This window comes from Streptomyces corynorhini (assembly GCF_003346515.1).
Lineage (GTDB): Bacteria > Actinomycetota > Actinomycetes > Streptomycetales > Streptomycetaceae > Streptomyces > Streptomyces corynorhini.
Genome location: NZ_QQNA01000246.1, coordinates 42,041 through 59,525, shown reverse-complemented (window position 1 = coordinate 59,525; position 17,485 = coordinate 42,041). Strand labels below are relative to the sequence as shown.

Annotated in this window: 18 protein-coding genes and 2 pseudogenes; 8 read left to right on the top strand and 12 right to left on the bottom strand. The window is 71.1% G+C overall.

Annotated features, from left to right (window positions below; all coding sequences use genetic code 11):
• Positions 1-56 precede the first annotated feature (56 nt).
• From DVH02_RS26960 to DVH02_RS26950, 3 genes are all read right to left on the bottom strand, one after another.
• A complete protein-coding gene (locus DVH02_RS26960; RefSeq protein ID WP_158575944.1) occupies positions 57-1,547 on the bottom strand; it encodes a S8 family serine peptidase in 1,491 nt (496 codons plus the stop codon).
• A 552-nt stretch (positions 1,548-2,099) separates the two neighbouring features.
• Positions 2,100-2,564 carry a zinc finger domain-containing protein gene (locus DVH02_RS37265; protein WP_456113497.1) on the bottom strand — a complete coding sequence of 155 codons (465 nt, stop codon included), beginning with the start codon at positions 2,562-2,564 and terminating at the stop codon, positions 2,100-2,102.
• A 301-nt stretch (positions 2,565-2,865) separates the two neighbouring features.
• Positions 2,866-3,459 (bottom strand): TetR/AcrR family transcriptional regulator, encoded by a 594-nt coding sequence (locus tag DVH02_RS26950; RefSeq protein WP_114626453.1) that lies wholly within the window; start codon positions 3,457-3,459, stop codon positions 2,866-2,868.
• 102 nt (positions 3,460-3,561) lie between these two features.
• Between DVH02_RS26950 and DVH02_RS26945 the strand changes: the two genes are divergently transcribed.
• A complete protein-coding gene (locus DVH02_RS26945; protein ID WP_114626452.1) occupies positions 3,562-4,341 on the top strand; it encodes an SDR family NAD(P)-dependent oxidoreductase in 780 nt (259 codons plus the stop codon).
• A gap of 149 nt (positions 4,342-4,490) precedes the next feature.
• Here DVH02_RS26945 and DVH02_RS26940 read toward each other — a convergent pair.
• From DVH02_RS26940 to DVH02_RS26925, 4 genes and pseudogenes are all read right to left on the bottom strand, one after another.
• Positions 4,491-4,646, bottom strand: a pseudogene (locus DVH02_RS26940) (helix-turn-helix domain-containing protein); the annotation flags it as partial.
• Positions 4,647-4,748: 102 nt separating this feature from the next.
• On the bottom strand, positions 4,749-5,252 hold the full coding sequence (locus DVH02_RS26935; RefSeq protein ID WP_114626451.1) for a winged helix-turn-helix transcriptional regulator: 504 nt from the start codon (positions 5,250-5,252) through the stop codon (positions 4,749-4,751).
• A 230-nt stretch (positions 5,253-5,482) separates the two neighbouring features.
• The gene (locus tag DVH02_RS26930) at positions 5,483-5,851 is read right to left on the bottom strand and encodes a VOC family protein (protein ID WP_114626450.1); all 369 of its coding nucleotides are present in this window, start codon (positions 5,849-5,851) and stop codon (positions 5,483-5,485) included.
• Positions 5,852-5,883: 32 nt separating this feature from the next.
• On the bottom strand, positions 5,884-6,657 hold the full coding sequence (locus DVH02_RS26925; protein WP_114626449.1) for an oxidoreductase: 774 nt from the start codon (positions 6,655-6,657) through the stop codon (positions 5,884-5,886).
• Between the two features lie 80 nt (positions 6,658-6,737).
• Here DVH02_RS26925 and DVH02_RS26920 point away from each other — a divergent pair, with 80 nt between their 5' ends.
• Positions 6,738-7,316, top strand: coding sequence for a TetR/AcrR family transcriptional regulator (locus DVH02_RS26920; RefSeq protein WP_114626467.1), 579 nt, complete (start codon positions 6,738-6,740; stop codon positions 7,314-7,316).
• 66 nt (positions 7,317-7,382) lie between these two features.
• Here the strand turns inward: DVH02_RS26920 and DVH02_RS26915 are convergent.
• The 3 genes and pseudogenes from DVH02_RS26915 to DVH02_RS26905 all read right to left on the bottom strand — a co-directional run.
• Positions 7,383-7,646: pseudogene (locus DVH02_RS26915) on the bottom strand (Tn3 family transposase); the annotation flags it as partial.
• Positions 7,647-7,927: 281 nt separating this feature from the next.
• On the bottom strand, positions 7,928-8,893 hold the full coding sequence (locus DVH02_RS26910) for a pirin family protein (RefSeq protein ID WP_114626447.1): 966 nt from the start codon (positions 8,891-8,893) through the stop codon (positions 7,928-7,930).
• A gap of 103 nt (positions 8,894-8,996) precedes the next feature.
• Positions 8,997-9,335, bottom strand: coding sequence for a WhiB family transcriptional regulator (locus DVH02_RS26905; RefSeq protein ID WP_114626466.1), 339 nt, complete (start codon positions 9,333-9,335; stop codon positions 8,997-8,999).
• A 332-nt stretch (positions 9,336-9,667) separates the two neighbouring features.
• Between DVH02_RS26905 and DVH02_RS26900 the strand changes: the two genes are divergently transcribed.
• The gene (locus DVH02_RS26900) at positions 9,668-10,129 is read left to right on the top strand and encodes a DUF5709 domain-containing protein (protein ID WP_114626465.1); all 462 of its coding nucleotides are present in this window, start codon (positions 9,668-9,670) and stop codon (positions 10,127-10,129) included.
• A 2-nt stretch (positions 10,130-10,131) separates the two neighbouring features.
• On the opposite strand, the gene DVH02_RS26895 is transcribed toward DVH02_RS26900, so the two are convergent.
• Together DVH02_RS26895 and DVH02_RS26890 are read right to left on the bottom strand one after the other, a co-directional pair.
• Entirely contained in the window at positions 10,132-10,632 is a 501-nt protein-coding gene (locus tag DVH02_RS26895) for an ATP-binding protein (RefSeq protein WP_147286134.1), read from the bottom strand.
• 159 nt (positions 10,633-10,791) lie between these two features.
• The gene (locus DVH02_RS26890; protein WP_114626445.1) at positions 10,792-11,181 is read right to left on the bottom strand and encodes a hypothetical protein; all 390 of its coding nucleotides are present in this window, start codon (positions 11,179-11,181) and stop codon (positions 10,792-10,794) included.
• 677 nt (positions 11,182-11,858) lie between these two features.
• On the opposite strand from DVH02_RS26890, the gene DVH02_RS26885 reads away from it, so the two are divergent.
• The 5 genes from DVH02_RS26885 (at position 11,859) to DVH02_RS26870 (ending at position 17,205) form a co-directional block, all read left to right on the top strand.
• Positions 11,859-13,751, top strand: a complete 1,893-nt coding sequence (locus DVH02_RS26885) for an APC family permease (protein WP_407697684.1) — start codon at positions 11,859-11,861, stop codon at positions 13,749-13,751.
• Positions 13,752-13,908: 157 nt separating this feature from the next.
• A complete protein-coding gene (locus tag DVH02_RS35700; RefSeq protein ID WP_199566427.1) occupies positions 13,909-14,082 on the top strand; it encodes a hypothetical protein in 174 nt (57 codons plus the stop codon).
• Positions 14,079-14,843 carry a hypothetical protein gene (locus DVH02_RS26880; RefSeq protein WP_114626443.1) on the top strand — a complete coding sequence of 255 codons (765 nt, stop codon included), beginning with the start codon at positions 14,079-14,081 and terminating at the stop codon, positions 14,841-14,843. Before DVH02_RS35700 ends, DVH02_RS26880 begins: the two co-directional genes overlap by 4 nt.
• Positions 14,843-15,796: a DUF6895 family protein gene (locus DVH02_RS26875; protein WP_199566426.1), complete on the top strand. Its 954-nt coding sequence runs from the start codon at positions 14,843-14,845 to the stop codon at positions 15,794-15,796. Before DVH02_RS26880 ends, DVH02_RS26875 begins: the two co-directional genes overlap by 1 nt.
• Complete coding sequence (locus DVH02_RS26870; protein WP_114626441.1) at positions 15,796-17,205, top strand: serine hydrolase domain-containing protein; 1,410 nt, start codon at positions 15,796-15,798, stop codon at positions 17,203-17,205. The genes DVH02_RS26875 and DVH02_RS26870 overlap by 1 nt, the downstream gene beginning before the upstream one ends.
• Positions 17,206-17,485 lie beyond the last annotated feature (280 nt).

Genomic DNA, 17,485 nt, shown 5'->3' with positions numbered 1-17,485 from the left:
CCGGCCAGTTGGTCATACGTCCATCGGGCTCGGTGCCGGGCACGGACCGGCCCGCTTCAGGGCTGGACGCTGTTCCAGGCACGAACCAGGCCACTTCCGCAGATACTCACGCCCATGTCCCAGCAGTTACCGGGCTGCTGCATCGCCTCGGCCCCCACTGTGATGCGCTCTTTCACCTGGAGCGGTGTCGACTGCGGATAGCGCTCGCGGACGAGGGCGGCGACCGCGGCGACATGGGGCGCAGCCATACTGGTGCCCGTCTGATTCCGCACGCCGAAATTCCACGGATCCCTGAGCGGTCCCACGTCAGAGAGGCCCACCGTCGAGGGAATGTCCGCACCCGGAGCGACGACGTCCACCTGCGCACCCCAGTTGGAGCCCTGGTGGAGCCCATCCACCCACCGGGTTCCATCGGCACGGAGCGCGCCCACCACAATCTTCGGACCGGCGCAGTTGGCGGGTGAGTAGTCGACTGAATCCGCGTTGTCGTTCCCCGCGGCGATGACCACCGTGATTCCCTGGCCCGCCGCGTAGTCGAGGGCAGCCTGCATCGTCGGTGAACAGGCGCTCTCGCCCCCGAGGCTGAGGTTGATCACATCGGCCGGGTGAGCGTTCACCCGCCCACCCGGCACCGGGCCACCTGCGGCCCAGACAATCCCGTTCTCGATGTCGGCGCCGTCCGCACCACAGGCGCCGATCACCCGCACCGGAAGGATGCGTGCCCTGTAGGCGATCCCGGCGATCCCGAGGGCGTTGTTCGCCTGCGCGGCCGCGATGCCCGCGACATGACTGCCGTGCCAAGAGCTAGGTACCTTCTGGGAAGGCACTGGGTCTCCATATTGGTCCACGCCGCAGTAGCCCCTATCCGCCCAGGTCCCCAGGTCCTCCGCGTCGTCACTGGGGCCCGCGGGGACGCGGGAGCTGCGCGCGTCGCGGATGAAGTTACGCCCCCGGTCCCACAACTGGTTGGCGATATCGGGGTGCCGGATGTAGCCGGTGTCCACCACTGCGATCGTCTGGTTGAGTCCTGATACGCCCAGGTCCCAGGCTTGCGGCACGTACGTGTGCGCCACTCGCTGAATGCCCCACTGATCCCGGTAGTACGGGTCGTTCGGATCATCGAGTTGTGGAGCCCGCGCACCTGCGGCAGGACGCGCTGTGCCCGTGGAGCCGAGTTCACCGGGCGGTGGAAAAACAAGGTTCGGCTCCACCAGCCGCACGCCTTCGTCAGCGGCGATCAACTCCATCACGCGCACCAATTCGGCCTTGCTCAGACGGGCGGGGCTCACCCCCACCAGCATGCGCTCCAACGGCAACGGTTCGACCACCGACAGCCGCACGCCGCCCCCGGGCGACGGGAGCGCGGCCGACGCGGCCGACACGTCCCCCGTTGCCATGGCAGTACCGGGCCGGTAGGCGACGATCAGCCCTTCCACGCGCAGATCGGACTCCAGTCCTTCCCGCCACACCTCACCTCGTACAGGTTCGGCCGTGTCCGCCGCGGAGGTCACCGCGGGCACCATGGCACAGAAAATCAACACGATCATGACGGCGCGGTATCGCCAGCTGGTTCGCACGGAACCACGCATGAAATCTCCAGGTGGTGCGGGAAGGTCGAATCATCAGGCACGCCGACAACACAATCCGGCGCTTGGCGGTCCAGTCGGGCACCAGGCTGACCCGTCACGTGGACGAGCCTCCGCAGACGCTGACACAGCAGCCAGAAACACGACCGCCGCACGCACGCCGACAAGAATCAACCTGCCCTGGGGAACGGACGGAACAGCACCGATCACCTTCGACTCCTGGCACGCATGAGGACAGGGCGGCATCTGAGGTGCGGGGAGTAGCTCTGGACCGATCGAGACCCACACCGAACTCGCCTGGATCATCACTAAGCATTACGGACAAGAACCGCAGGACAAGCGCAGAAATGGCACAGCCACCTGATTCAGGGACAGAGGTAACGATTCCCCGAGTGCCTGTCTCAGCGCACGCCGGTGAATCGTTGGGGCGCGCCGCCTTACTCTCGATGAGGGGATCCGCGTCGCATCGATCGACGATCTCACCAAGCGCGTAATCGACGAGGCCACACCCACTCAACTAGCTGCTACTGGGGCACAAGTGGCAATTCGGCTACGTCTCACGTCCTCGGCATCGGGACGGCGGAGGCGGGGCAGGTGCTGCGGAGCTTCACCCGAGGCGTCCCCGTCCCGGCGGCTGTATAAGAGTCCGGAGAATCGCCGGTTTGGCCAACCGGCGAACGTCGGCCATGTTCCGCAGCCCGCATCAGCCCTGGCGCTCAGCGCGTACGGCCCGTCGGGCGCGGCGCAGCCGCCTTCGCCACACTGGTCGGGCGGCTGGTTGCAGCTGCCGGGCGGACCGGTGGGAGAGGACGCTTGCCCGGCTTGCGGTCGGCGGGGGTCGGTACCCGCCGCGCCTTCTTCAGCCGGGGTACCTGGGTGAAGCGGCCGCGTGTGGTAAGCGGAGGTGACCGCGCCGCCGCGTGAGCGGCACGGCGAGCCAGGCTGCGCGTCACACTTCGGACAGGCGTGCTGCTCGATGTCGTCCGCGTCCGACCGGTCGGACGGGGGGCTGCCGAGGGTCCGGCATGGGCCCGGATTTTCGCACCATGCAAGTCTCAGAAGGGGGTCCGTCCCTCTTTTGAGTGAGAGCGGGTTCTGAGAACCGATCCAAGATCGGCGGGGGTTCCACGGCCTGCTCTTGATCTTGCTCGGGCAAAGGATCGCTCATGCGAGAAACCCCATGCGCCGACGAGCCGGTGACCGGCCAGGAGCCGACGCCCGCACTAGTGGCCGTGACCTGCGGCCCGAAAAAGAGCCGAAGGGGGTCGCGCCTCGGGTCTTACATGCCGGAGGCGGAGGCGCCCTTCGCCCAGGCGTGCGCAGCGGACGCGGCGACCATGTCGATACGGGAAGAATCGACGACATGGTGCAGGTTGCCGCCGAGAGTCAGGGAGGCCACTCCGTGCGCGATCGCCCACAGCTCGGCGGCGCGGCCCACCACCTCTCCCTGAGGAACGTGGGGCTGGAGTGCTTCCTCCAGCTGTTCCTGGACGCGACGTGTCTGTTCCAGCAGTTCGGGGTGGGACGCCTTGTCGATTCCGGAGGCGAACATGACCTCGAACCGGGCCGGGTCCTGGCAGGCGAAAGCAACGTAGGCGACGGCGATCTGCGCGGCGCATTCCGGGAGCGGCGCCTTCAGCGCGAGCGTGGCGAATTGTGTTTCCAGTTCGGTGAAAGCGCGCTGGGCGGTGGCCGCGAGCATCGCGTCACGGTCGGTGAAGTGCCGGTAGGGAGCCGAGATGGACACCCCTGCCCGGCGAGCGGCCTCGGAGACACTGAACCCCCGTGCTCCGCGCTCCTGGACCAGCTCCCTGGTCGCCTGTAGCAGTGCGTTGCGCAGGTCGCCGTGATGGTACGTGTCCCGCCCGGCCATGAAACCTCCCGATGTTGAAGACTCTCACATTCTCGCCTACCCTCGAAGTGAGAGGTTCTCACATAATGCGTGGCTGACAGCGCCACGGGCGAGGAGAGAGTCATGCAGTACGCGGAAACGACCGCTCTGGTGACCGGTGCGAGTTCCGGGATCGGTGCGGAGTTCGCACGCCGGCTGGCCCGTCGTGGTGCGGACGTCGTGCTCGTCGGGCGCCGGGAGGACGCACTGCGGAAGCTGGCAGCCGAGATCACCGCGCAGCCGGGGCGTGCGGCACATCCCGTGGCCTTCGACCTGAGTGTCGAGCGCGGCGGACAGCTCCTCAAGCAGCGGCTGGACGAACTGGAGATCCGCGTGGATACCGTGGTCAACTGCGCGGGCATGGGGCTGACCAAGCCGTTCGCGGACTCCACCGCTGACGAAGTGCGGGCACAGTTGCAGCTCGACATCAACGCCGTGGTCGAGACATCGCACGCGTTCCTCCCGGATCTGCTCGCCTCCGGGCGGGGGGCCCTGCTCAACATCGGTAGCCTGACGGGCTACCTGCCGATGCCGGGCATGGCCGTCTACAGCGCGGCCAAGGCATTCGTGATCCGCTTCGCCGAGGCCCTCGCGCACGAGCAGCACGCATCGGGCCTGACAGTGATGGCGGCGTCCCCGGGATCGACGCGCACCGAGTTCTATGCGCGCAGCGGCACCAGCACCCAAGGCGCCCGGTTCCAGACGCCGGAGCAGGTGGTCACCACCGTGCTGGCGGCTCTCGACCGTCGAAACCCGCCGGCCAGTATCGTCTCCGGCCGCATGAACCGGCTCGTCAGCCGCCTCGTTCCCCTGCTCCCGACACGCTCCGTGCTCAAGATGGCCGAATCCCGACCGGCCGCCTGAACCGACCCCGCTACCGGTGAGCTGGCACCGCCACGTCGCCGTCGGTTGGGCAATACCACTGCTCAGGACCGCTGTTGGCGCTGCTCACGAGGCCACATCCTCCCCCTCGGTCCGGCCGCTTCGGTGAAGCCGGTGCTGGTCGGATCCTGCTCGCCCTCGGTCCGCCAGCAGCGCACCCACTTGTGTGCCGTCGCCCTGGAGACGCCCATCTCCGCCGCGACGTGCGCGACAGGACGGCCCGAACAGACACGTTCGACCAGCGGCCGCCTCCCGAAGACGGTCAGCCGGGCATTACGGTGGGGCATGAAGACCTCCGTGCGGTGAGTTCGCAGACAGCTCCCACCACACCGGAGGTCTTCGCCATGATCAAGCCCTGCGCGTGTCAACAACGCTCGTGATCAATACACCTAGCCGTCCGTGTCGTAACCTATCCGGTCCAGGATTGACGGCTGATGGTAGGCGGGATGGCCAGGTCCCCATCGCACGCCTATTTGATCCAGGCTCAGCAGCTCACCACAGTGCGAGCATGCCGACACCGCATCGAAGTCGTGGGCGCAGGTCAGGTACTCGAAGACCAAAGGATCTTCGTCCGGGCCGAGCATGTAGGACCGCGCCCAGGTCGCCATAGCAAGCAGAACGGGGTACGTGTCCCGGCCTTTGTCGGTGAGAACGTACTCGTACCGATCCGGTCGCTCCGGTTGGGCGGTTCGAGCGAAAAGGCCCTCGCTGACAAGCCTGCTCAGCCGATCGGTGAGGATGTTCCGTGCGATGCCCAATGCCTGCTGGAACTCGTCGAATCGCCTGGTGCCGTAGATCGCCTCACGGAGCAGCAGGACGTTCCACTGGTCGCCGAAGATCACACCGGCGCGGGCGATCGTGCACGGCCAAGCTGAGGTGTCGGTGCGTTTCACGGAGTCTCCAGGTTGATGCAGGTTCACCGGCCCCTCCCTCAGCGCCGACGCTGCCAACACCCCGGCCTGGCGCGCAGCCGACCTGGGCGCCGCCAGGGTGTCGCCCGGCCGCGCGTACGTGAGCAGCTCGCTGAACTTCGGCCGTTGGAGTGGGTGGAGGCGGCTGGAGGTGCCCGTCGGATCTGATGGGATTCGAGCCGCCACGAACCCCCGGACTCTACGGGTTCGGCTCAGGTCGAGCGCAGGCAGAGAGGGTGTCCGGCCGGGCTGGCGTAGACACGGCTACCGGTGCGGGTTTCCGGGGTGATCCCGTCGGTGGGCCGCAGTCGGGTGGCGCCGGCATCGGTGGCCGTGCGGTCGGCGGTCGCGAGGTCGTCGACGCCGAAGTCGAGGTGCAGCTGCTGGGAGGTGCCGTCCGGCCAGTTCGGGGCGGTGTGTCCGGGGGCGGACTGGACGACGATCACCGGGAGGCCGGGAGCCTGAACGAAGTGGTGGGTCGGCGTGAGGGTGAGGGAGCCGCCGAGCAGCCGGTGCCAGAAGGAGCTTTCCTTCTCGATGTCGGCGGCGTCGATGATCACGGAGGTCAGGGTGATGGGCATGGGGGTGTCCTGTTCGTGCGGTCGGTGGGTGCTCAGACGGTCGGGATGATGCCGCCGTCGACACGGAACTGGGCGCCGGTGAGCCATCTCGCGCGGTCGGAGGCGAGGAAGGCGATCATCTCGGCGACATCCTCGGGATCTCCGGGGCGGCCCATGGGGACCTTCAGGTGGTCCACGATCTGCCGCGTGGCCTCCTCGGTGGTGATGCCCCGCCTCTCGGCCATGTGCTTCAGGTGGGCGGTGGCGCCGTCGGTGACGACGAAGCCGGGAAGGACGCAGACCACGCGCACCCCGTGCTCGCCGACCTCGGTGGCCAGTTCGCGGCTGTAGGTGTTGAGCGCGGCCTTGGCGGCGGCGTAGGACGCCTCGGTGCGCTGCGGCAGTTGGCTGGCGATCGAGGAGACGTGCACGACGACGCCGGAGCCCCGCTCGACCATTCCCGGCACCAGGGCCCGGTCCAGGCGCACGGCACTGAGGAGGTTCATCTCCAGGTCCGCCTGCCAGGACGCGTCCGACCGGCTCAGGGTCGGCGCCGGGGCGCTCGCCGCGCCCGCGTTGTTCACGAGCACGTCCACGCCGCCCACCTGCTCGACGACGCGGCGGCCGAGTTCGGCCACACCCCGCTGCGTGGAGAGGTCCGCCGCGAGGAAGGTGGCACCGCTGTTCTCCTCTGGCCTGCCGCGGGAGGCCGTCAGCACGGTCGCGCCCGCGGCGGCGAAGCGGCGCGCGGTCGCCGCGCCCAGGCCCCGGCTGCCGCCGGTGACCAGTACCCGCAGGCCATCCAGGCTGTTGTCGGTGACGGGCATGGGTCTCTCCTCCGTAAGATGAACCTGACTCCGGAAACGGTACACGTAAACGGAACCGGACTCACCTTATGGAGGTTCTCTTGCCGGTATCACGCCCGCTGCGCGCCGACGCGCGACGCAATCGCGAGGCGCTGCTGTCCGCGGCCCGTCAGGCGTTCCTCGGCGGCGACACCGACGCGCACGTCGAGGACATCGCCCGCAGTGCCGGTGTCGCCGTCGGCACGCTCTACCGCCACTTCGAAACCCGCGAAGCGCTGATCGAAGAGGTCTACCGCAAAGAGGTCGACGACCTGTGTGCCGCGCCCGGTGCCCTGCTGGGCCAACACGCCCCGGAGGAGGCGCTGCGGCGCTTCCTGCTGCTGCTCGTGGACCACGCGGCGGTGGGCAAGGGGATGTCCGGTGTACTGGAAAGCATCATGGCGACGGACTCACCGGTCTTCGACGACGCACGCACCCGTATGGCCGACGCCCTCTCCATGCTGCTCGAAGCCGGCAGCGCGGCCGGCACCGTCCGCGACGACATCACAGGCTCCACCCTGTTGCGCGCCCTGGGCGGCATCTGCGGAATGCGCCCCAGGCAGGGCTGGTTGGTCGAGGCTCGGCAGATCACCGCCCTCCTCTTCGACGGCCTGCGACACGGCGCCCCGCAGTCACCCTGAGTCGGGGGCCGCGCACCGTGCGCCGTCGGCCAGGTCCTGCCCGTCACTCCTGACCGCTCCCGTCGAGTCGCCCACTCGTAGCAGGTGCGGCGTCTTTGCGATCCGCCCGTACTCGGCGAACGCGGTGCCCGGCGGTGTGGGACGTCCTTCGCCGCCGAACATCCGCAACACGTCGTACGCTCGCGCCTGCCCGGTTGCCAGTGAGCTGACCACCCGGAACATGTCCGGCCCGTGCGTGATCACCTTGTTCGGATCGATGCGGCGCTCGACGGTGCGGCGCCGCTTGTATGCCTCGCGGTCGAAGGAGAAGACCGGGAACCGCCGAAGCATGCGCGACAGCGGACTGCACCCGCTGGAGGCACCCGCGCCGAAGCACCTGATACCGCTCGGCAGCGCGCGAAGCCGACCCGAGCAATCTGACGACCAGTCACGAAAGTCGGCAAAAGGTCAGCGTTCGTTCGACCAGAGCCGACTGCACCCTGTGCCGCGTGAGACTCGCCGGCACGCTCGCGACAGTCCTTCAGAGGCCGTATCGGACACGACCTCCCGTTCAAAAACGGAATGTCTACGCAGTCGCCACAGCCTCCCCTGGTTCTCGACATCGGCCCAGGTCATCGCATCCTTCCCCTGGGCTTGAGCCGGGTGGCGGGCAGTTCGGGGGCGGGAAGCGGAGGGCCGTCGTAGCCCTTCACCTCGCCGAAGCGGGTGCCGTTCGTCCAGTCCTCGCGCGCCTGCTCGATCTCCTCCTGGGACCGTCCGATCCAGTTCCAGAACATGACGATCTCCTCCTCGAAGGGCTCACCTCCCAGAAGCATCAGGCCGGCGTCGGAGACGGCGCGGAGCGGGAGTTCGGTGCGGCCGCAGCCCAGGTAGAGCATCGAGCCGGGCAGTACGGGGACGCCGTCGACCTCGGCCTCGCCCGACATGGACAGTACGGCGTACTCGAAGTCGGGTTCGAGCGGCAGGCGGGCTTCGCCGCCGCCGGTCAGGGACAGATCCGCGCCGGTGATCGGGGTGTACACGGTGCCGGGCGAGACGGCTCCGTCGAGGGTGCCCAGGATGACGGTGGCGGCCAGGCCGGGGGCGGTGACGACGGGCAGGTCGGTGTGGTGCTGGAAGTGTGGCGCGACCTGGCGGTGGGCGTCCGGCAGGGCGACCCAGAGCTGGGCCCCGTGCAGGAGCCGGGCGTGGTCGCGGGGGCTCTCCTCGGAGTGGGAGATGGCCCGGCCCGAGGTCATCAGGCCCAGCTCGCGCGGGCGTACGGTCCGGAGGCTGCCCAGGCTGTCCCGGTGCAGCACCTCTCCTTCGTGCAGCCAGCTGACGGTCTGGAGGCCCATGTGGGGGTGGGGCGGTACCTGCATTCCGGGCTCGTCCGCGATGTCGTCGGGCCCGTAGTGGTCGACGAAGGCCCAGGCTCCGACCATGCGGCGGCCGAGGTTGGGCAGCAGTCTGCGGACCTCGGTGGACTCGCCCAGCCGGACCCGGCGAGGGCTCAGCAGTTCCCGTACGGGTTCGGCGACCACGAAACCGCGACCGCCGCAGACGGTGACGGCGGCCTGACGATCAAGGTTGCTCATGGCGCACCACTCTATTCCCGTGGGCGGCCCGGCGGGCGGCCCGGCGGGCGGGGACCGCGCCACAGCGTCCCGACCGTCGTGCGGCACAGCCGCGCGCGCCGCCTCAGGGCCGGCGCGAGCCGCCTGAGGCCGACGGGCGGGAGCCGCGGCTCTGGCCGCCGTGCGCGCCGCGGCGGCGGTCGGCGCGGCGCCGCAGCCGCCTGCGTTCCTCCTCGTCCGTACCGCCCCACACGCCGGTGGTACGGCCGGTGTTCAGCGCTGATTCGAGACACGCGCTCTCCACCGGGCAGCCGTGACAGACCTGCTTGGCGCGCTCGGCCTGCTGGACGGCCGGCCCGGACTCCCCGACGGGGAAGAAGAGTTCGGGGTCGGCTCCGACGCAGGCCGCGTGGCGCAGCCACTGCCACGAGTCGGTGTCCTGGCCGGTGTCGGGTTGTGCCATGGTCGGCCGCACAGTCATTCGGGGTCTTCTCCTCCGCTCGGTGTGTGTGGGCTATCGGGTACCCCGTGGTCCGTGACGAAACGGATCGGGGCACATCGAACTGTTGGACGCACCGGCGCAGCGGCGTTCCCGGACGTTCCCTCTGCGCGGTCGACGTGCTGGTGACACGCTGTTGACGTGCTGTTTCGGCTGCCGTTTGACACTTCGGCGAGAGGTGGGAGGGTGGTTGCGACGGATGGTCCGCGCGGGCCGCGGCTGCGCGCGGCGCGGTACGGGCACACCGGGACGTGGCGATCGAGGTGGATGACGTGAGCGGCGACACGAGCGGGACGATGGGGGACGAGGTCTACCAGCCCGACCACGCCGAGATCGGCGAGGACCAGGGCATCCTCGACTCCGAGGACACGCTCGTGGACCGCGGTTCCGACCCCTTCGACGAGGGCTGGTCGCCGCCCGAACGCCCACTGGGCGTGGAGCACACCGGTACGACGGCGGCCGAGCGGCTGGCGGGCGAGTCCCTGGAGCAGCGCCTCGCCCAGGAGGTGCCCGACGACGCCGTCGCCGGCGGGGACGGCGTCGGGGATCTGCCGTACGGGGAGGGTGAGCGGCTGGACCACGAGGTCGGCGACGCGCGCGCGGGCCGGCTGGTGGCGCCGGACGAGGGTGCCCACGAGGACGCCGAGAAGGACATGATCGCGGACGATGTCGGTATCGACGGCGCCGCGGCCTCGGCCGAGGAGGCCGCGGTGCATCTGGTGGCGGACGATCCGGAGGCCGGGCCGGAGCCCGGGTGAGGTCAGGGCCGTACGCGGACCCCGCCGGTGGCGAGGGCCTCGTGGCGGCCCTCACGGGCGGGCGGCCCGCACACGGTGCCGACCGGGGTGAGCGGGGGCGCCGGCCGGCGCGGTATGTCCTGCGGGGTGGCCACACTGCGGGTGAACCAGACGACCTTGCCCCGCTCGGTGGCGCAGGTGCCCCAGCTGTCGCTGAGCGCGGCGACGCGGGCCAGCCCGCCACCGCCCGCGCTGAGCAGTCGGGGCAGCCGAGGCCCCTCGTCCTCGACGGCGACCGTCAAATGGCGTCCGGTCCAGCGCAGCTCGACCGCGCACCGAGTGCCCTCGCCGACGTGCCGGTGCACGTTGGCCAGCAGCGCGCCGAGTGCCGCGCCCACCGGAACCGCCTCCAACTCCAGTCTCCAGTACCGAAGGTGAGCGACGACGATACGACGCAGGCGTGGCACGCGTTCCGGGGAGGCGGGTGATTCCACCACGTAGTGACGCACGAGTGGAGCGGTCATGGGCAAGTCTCCTCACAGGGCAGGCCCACGGGCTTCACCGCGTTGTGCGTCAACGGCTCCCGAGCACGAAGCGTGAGCGGCCATCACTTCCGGGTCACCCCAGGGTGCGCCCGTCCGCGCGGCGCCGCAACACGGACGGACCAGGGGTGGCGCGCGAGGTCACGGCCGGCTCTCCAGTCGCAGTTGCAGTTCCTCCTCCTGGTCGCCGGAGGCCGTGCCCACGACGCGTACGGCGAACGCCGAGGCCAGGCTTGCGCGCAGGCTCTCCACCGCCGCGTAACCGCCCTGGAGTGTGGCCGCCACCGGGGCCGTCAGCCGCGCGGGGCGCGGCTTCGCCCGTACGTCCGACACGTCGAACGTGGCGATCCAGACCGTCGGCCGGTCCCCCGCCACCTCCTGGGGCACGTCGTCGGCCGCGCGGTCGCAGCCGTACGCGGTGCGCAGGACGCCGAACACCTCGCGGGCGTCCTCCTTCGCACCGCCGCTGAGGGCCACCACGACCTCGTCCGCGGGCCGGTGTTCCTCGCCGGTCCGATCCGTACCGTTCACGTGGATCTCTCCTCTCGGCTGTCGTCGGCTGTCGAGCACCTCGTCGGGCCCGCCCGGACACCCTCCGGATTCTTCCCGATGTACGGCGCCGGGGCGCGCTGAGGCGGCCGTCGCACCCGGCCCGCGGCTCCCTCCCGGGCGCGGCCCCACGGGGCCGAACGGGTTGTCGGAAGATCGGTCCGTGTGTCGTCGAGCCGATGTGAAACCGGGGGCGCGGTCCGCCGCAGAGACTCGCGGATGTGACGGAGACCCAAGGAAACCCGGGAGAGCGGAACGAGGACGGCGGCAGCGGTCACGGGCCGGCCGACCCGGCGGCGCCGCCCGTCTCGACGCCGAGGCCGGACGCGGAACAGTCCATGCTGCTGCGGCAGGTGGGGCGGGAATGGGGGCGGGTGTCGGCCGAGCCCGACGCCTGGCGGAGCGCGCTGCCGGTGGATCCGGATGTCGGCAGCTACCCGGAGCCGGCGCAGATCGTACCGGCCCGCTTCGGCCGGTTCGTCAAGATCGCCCCGCTGGTCGGGGTGCCGGGCAGGGGTGGCGCGCGCGGCCGGGAGAGGGAAGCGGCCGGGCGCGCGGCGCAGGCGCGGGACACGGCGCTGCCCGGCGGGTTCAGTACGCGGGTGCGGCGGGCGGTGCTGGGGGCGCCGCTGCGGAGCACGGCGATCGCGCGGGAGCGGATGCGCAAGCTGGTGGCGCTGCCGGTCCTGTCGGCGGACGCGCTGTCGTCGGTGGCGTACGGTCCGGAGGCGCTGATCACGGTGCTGGTCCTCGCCGGTACGGCGGGGCTGGCGTATTCGGCTCCGGTGGCGCTGGCGATCGTCTTCCTGATGCTGGCGGTCGGGGTGTCGTACCGTCAGACGATCCGGGCGTATCCGCACGGCGGTGGCTCGTACATCGTGGCCACGGACAATCTGGGGCGGGTGCCGGGGCTGGTGGCGGCCGCCGGGCTGATGACGGACTACATCCTGACCGTCGCGGTCTCGGTCTCCTCGGGGATGGCCGCGGTGACCTCGGCGCTGCCCGGACTGAGCGACGACGTCGTCCTGATCGGTGTGCTGGTCATCGCCGTGCTGCTGGCGGGGAATCTGCGCGGGGTCCGGCAGGCGGGCGCGCTGTTCGCCGCGCCCACGTACGCCTTCATCCTCGCGATCGCCGTGCTGGTGGCCTTCGGGCTGTACCACGCGGCGGGCCGCGGATTCGAACCCGTACCGACGCCGCCGCCGCACGCGGCCGAGGGGGTGGGACTGCTGCTGGTGATGCGGGCGTTCGCCTCCGGATCCACCGCGATGACCGGTATCGAGGCGATCTCCAACGCCGTGCCCGCGTTCAAGCCGGAGTCCTGGCGCAACGCCAGGACGACGCTGTCGTGGATGATCGGGCTGCTGGTGGCCATGTTCGCGGGGACGATGGCCATGGTCCATCTGGAGGGGGTGGTGCCGCGGTCGCGGGAGACCGTGCTCTCCCAGCTGGCGCACCGCAGCTTCGGCGACGGCGGGCTGTACGTGTTCACCCAGGCGGCGACGGCTCTGGTGCTGCTGCTCGCGGCGAACACCGCGTACAACGACTTCCCCCGGGTGCTGTTCCTGCTGGCGCGCGACAACCACGCGCCGCGGATCTTCACCCGGCTGGGAGACCGGCTGGCGTTCAGCAACGGCATCATCCTGCTGTCGGTGGCGGCGGCCGTGGTCTACGTCGCGTTCGAGGGCAGGACCGACGCGCTGATCCCGCTGTACGCCGTCGGGGTGTTCCTGGCCTTCACCCTGTCGCAGAGCGGGATGGTGGTGCACTGGTGGCGGCGGCGTGACCGGCACTGGCGCAAGAGCCTGTGCTTCAACGCCACCGGCGCGCTGCTCTCGGCGCTGGTCTTCGTCACGGCGGGGATCACCAAGTTCACCGAGGGCGCCTGGGTCGCGATCCTGGCCGTGGCCGGGTTCCTGCTGGTCACGACGCGGATCAGGCGTTATTACGACCGGGTGGGGGCGGCGCTGCGGCTGCGTCCGCAGACCATCGAGATCCCCAGCGGCACGCTCCCGCCGCCGCCCGAGACCTGCGCCCCGGCGCGGGCCGCTCCGCCTCGCCGTGCCGCGGGCGAGGGGGCCGCGCCGGGGGACGGGGCGGACTCGGAGGCCGAGGACACCCCGGAGGAGATCCGGCATCTGTCCGTGGTGCCGGTCGACGCGCTGCACCAGGCGAGCATGCGGGCGCTGGCGTACGCCGCCTCGCTGCAGCAGCCCGTCCTGGCCCTGCATGTCAGCCCGAGCGACGAGGACGCGGAGCGTTTCCGTGAGGCGTGGCTGCTGTGGGGCGACCATCTGCCGCTGCGGATCGTCGTCTCGCCGTACCGCGCGATCGTGGCACCGCTGATCAGTTACATCGAGTCACTGCACCATCAGCGTCCGGACCTGACCATCACGGTCATCATTCCCGAGATCGTCGTACGCCACTGGTGGCACCGCGCCTTGCAGTCCCCGCTGGCGGGACGGCTGCGGCGGGCGCTGCGACACCTGCCCAAGATCGTGGTGACGAGCGTTCCGTTCCATGTCCAGGACGGACGGCGGCCGAACCTGTGACCCTCCGTCCGATGCGCCCGTCCGGACCAGGTGTCCCCGTCATGCGCCGCACCTTCACGCCCCATTGATACTTAATTGGCCGGTTTGTCGGATAAACCTTAGGGTGGGCCGTGGCATTGCCCATAGGGGGCGATGGCATCTGCACGAGGAGCCAATGATGCTTTCTCAGACCATCAGGCCGGGAGAAATCAGCCTGGACACAACGGCGTTGGGCGCGGCGATGACCGAGCCCGAGGCGCCGGTCAGTGACGCTCCGGTCTACGCGCCGGAAGCGGGCGGCGTTCTGCTGCTGCTGGCCCTTCTCTCGCCGAAGGAGCCCAGGGACCGGTGACCGGCGACCGGTCGCGGACCTCCTATCAGGCGTCGGCGGCCGGCCTGGCACGACGTACTCTCGGCGCCCTCCTCGGCGCCGGGAGTACGGCCATGGTCGCCGAACACGTCGAGCGGGCAGCGGATCCCGGCGCGGCCCTGGCCGCCGTCCGGATCATCGGTGCCGACGCCTTCGCACCGGCCCTGCTGGCCGGCGCCGCGCTGCACGCGCGGGACGCCGAGGCCGTGCGGGTGGCTCTCACCGCGCTGCCCGCGTCGGACCACACGCCGCCCGCACCGCCCGCGGGACCCGAGGCCGCCTGGCTGATGGCGTGGCGCGACTGGGGCACCGTCACCCTGCTGACCGTACTCACCGGCCGGGACACCGACGGGGTCACGGCGGCCCGGCCGACCGCTCCCACCGCCGGGGGCGACGGCGCCGACTGGGCCTCGTGGTCGGTACGGATGGGGCAGTTGTGCACCCTGGCGCTGCCGGGGCTCGACGGTCCGGTGCACGAGGCGGCCAGGGGCGCGCCCCTGGGGCTGGCGCGCGGGGCGACCCGTGCCACGCTGCGCCGGGACTACCCCACCGCGGCCCGTATCGTGCGCTGGCTGGCCTGGCTGCGCGCCGAGGGGGTGGCGCTGCCGCTCGATCCGGCGCCCCTGGTGGAGCACATCGCCCAGATGGCGGCCGGTGACCGGACGGCGCTGGACACCGCGATCGCCCGCCGGCTGCTCGCCGGCCCGTCCGCGTACGAACCATCCGATCGGACCGGGACTTGATGGCCATCTCCGTCACACAGCACGCCCACCTCCTGGCCTCGCGAGCACTCGGCTGGCTCCACACGCACCGGGAGCGGGGCGCCCTGCCGCCGGGCTGCACCGCCGAACTGGCCGAGCCCGACACCGTCTACAAGCCGCTCGGCGAAACCGGCCTGGCCGCCTCTCTGGTGCTGCGCGAGGCGGTGGCGGGCAGTACGGAACTGCGACTGGCCCGCGAACTGCTGGACTTCGGCTGGAAACAGCTCGGCGGCGGATCCATGCTGCACGAACGGCTGCTGCGCTACCCGATGATGAGCGACCCGCTGGAGACGTACGCCCACTACGCGCGCTGCGGCTACCGCCACGAGCCGCTGGAGCTGCTGCTGCGGCACACGACCTCGCTGCACTCGACGCGCGCGGCCGAGGTCCTGCCCAACCGGCGCCTCGCGGTCGCCAACGCCGCCCGGATCAGCGGTTTCGACCGGGGCGAGGACGGTGACGAGGGGCCTCGCACCGGCAGCACCGGCGGCACCGACTGGGCCGGGCTGACGGCGGCGACCTGGCTGGGCGCGCTCCCCGAACCGTGGCTGATCGACTGGCTGACCGCGTACAGCATGACGCACACCGTCTTCCACATCACCGACTGGGGACGGCTGCCCGAGCGGCTGCCCGACGACATCGTCCGCCACGTCGGCCGGTGGCTGCCCGTGTGGATCGACATCTGGGCGGAGATCGGCGAATGGGACCTGGTGGCCGAGTTGCTGATCGTCGACAACTGCCTGCCCGAGCCGCTCGGCGACGCGGCGGTCTGGGAGCGGCTCGCCGGGATCCAGCACGAGGACGGGCTGATGCCCCGGGACGGCCATCCGGTCACCGGGGACGACCAGGAGCGGTTCGCCGCGCACCACCACTCCACCGTGGTCGCCGCCGTGGCCGGGACCCTCGCGGTCTCGCGCACGCTCGGAACCCGCTGATGACGGCGGGGCTCACGGGCACGGTGTACGAGATGAAGAGCGCGGACCGGCCGCCGCCGCCCGACTGGGCCCGCGGACCGGCCGCCGCGATCACCGGGGCGGCACGCGGTGCCGGAGCGGTGGCCATCGCGCTGCGCCAGGGCGAGCGGTGGGCGGTCGTGACGCACGGGCGTACCGGGCATGACGGTGCGGCGCACGGGCGTACCGGGCACGGCCGTACCGGGCACGACGATGCGGCGTACGGACGTACCGGGCACGACGGTGCGGCGCACGGACGTACCGGGCATGACGAGGCGGCGTACGGACGTACCAGGCACGACGGTGCGGCGCACGGTGGCGGAACTCCGGTCACGGCCGACACACCGTTCGAGATCGGCTCGGTCACCAAGTGCCTCACTGCGGTGCTCCTCGCCGAACAGGTCGCGCGCGGCGAGATGGCGTACGGCGACCCGCTCGCCCGGTTCCTGCCGTCCGGCGTGCTCCCCCGCACGCCCGGCGGATCCATCACCCCGCTCCATCTGGCCACCCACACCTCGGGGCTGCCCCGGCTGCCCCCCGGCTTCCTCGCCGCCGCCGCGCCCCGCTGGTTCAGCAATCCGTACGCCGGGTTCACCGCGGACGACCTGCTGCGCTCCCTGGCCAGGACGCGTACGCGCGTACGGCCGGGCGAGCGGGTGCGCTACTCGAACTTCGGAGTCGGGCTGCTCGGTGAACTGCTGGTCCGGGCCGCGAGCGGCCACCCGGGCCGACGGCCTCCCTACGGCGAACTCCTCGCGGCCCGGGTGCTCGCGCCGCTCGGGTTGCGTCACACGTCCGCGTCCGCGTCCACGTCCTGCGCTCCGGCGGGCTCGGGCAGCTGTGGGCGCGCGCCGCGCGGCCCGGTGGAGGGCGGGTGGCAGGCGGACGGTGAGGGGACGGCGGACGGCGGACGCACCGTGGACTGCGGACGCACAGTGGACTGCGGGGGGACAGCGGGCAGCGGCGGGACGACGGCGGTCGGTTACTGGCACGGCCGGGCCCGGCCGCCCTGGCTGATTCCCGGACTGGCCGGTGCGGGCGCGGCGCGCTCCAGCGCGCGCGATCTGCTGACGCTGCTCGACGCGCTGATGGACCCGGCGGCGGCGCCGGGCGGCGGTGGGCTGCGGACGGCGCTGGCCGATGTCACGCGCCCCCGACTCTCCCTGGGGGGCGGCGCCCGGCGGCTGGCGCTGGTCTGGAACATCCGGGTGAGGGCGGAGGGGGATCTCTACCACCACTCGGGCGGTACCCGGGGGTTCACCACGTTCACCGGGTTCTGCCCGTCGCGACGGACCGCCGTGGTCGCCCTGGCGAACACGGCTCCGACCGCCGACGGAGGCTTTGTCCAGAGCGCCTATTCCGTGCTGCGCGTGCTGTCGACCCCGAGCTGATCCAGGGGTTCCCCTGATCCGGATTCAGGGACATACCGGATGTGCACGACCCGTCGCGGGGGCCATCGTTGAGATCATGAAACGAGATCAGCAGGGCGTGTGGACGACGGGCGACTCAGCCGCGGGCACCTCGCGCACAACCACCTCCGGCACGGGCACCTCGCGCACGGGCGCCTCAGGCACGGGCACCTGGTCGAGGGGCGTCCCGCACGCGCGTGGGCCGGGAAAGGGACGCGCGCGGAGCCGCCGTGGATACACCGGACGGGTCCGCCCACTGGCC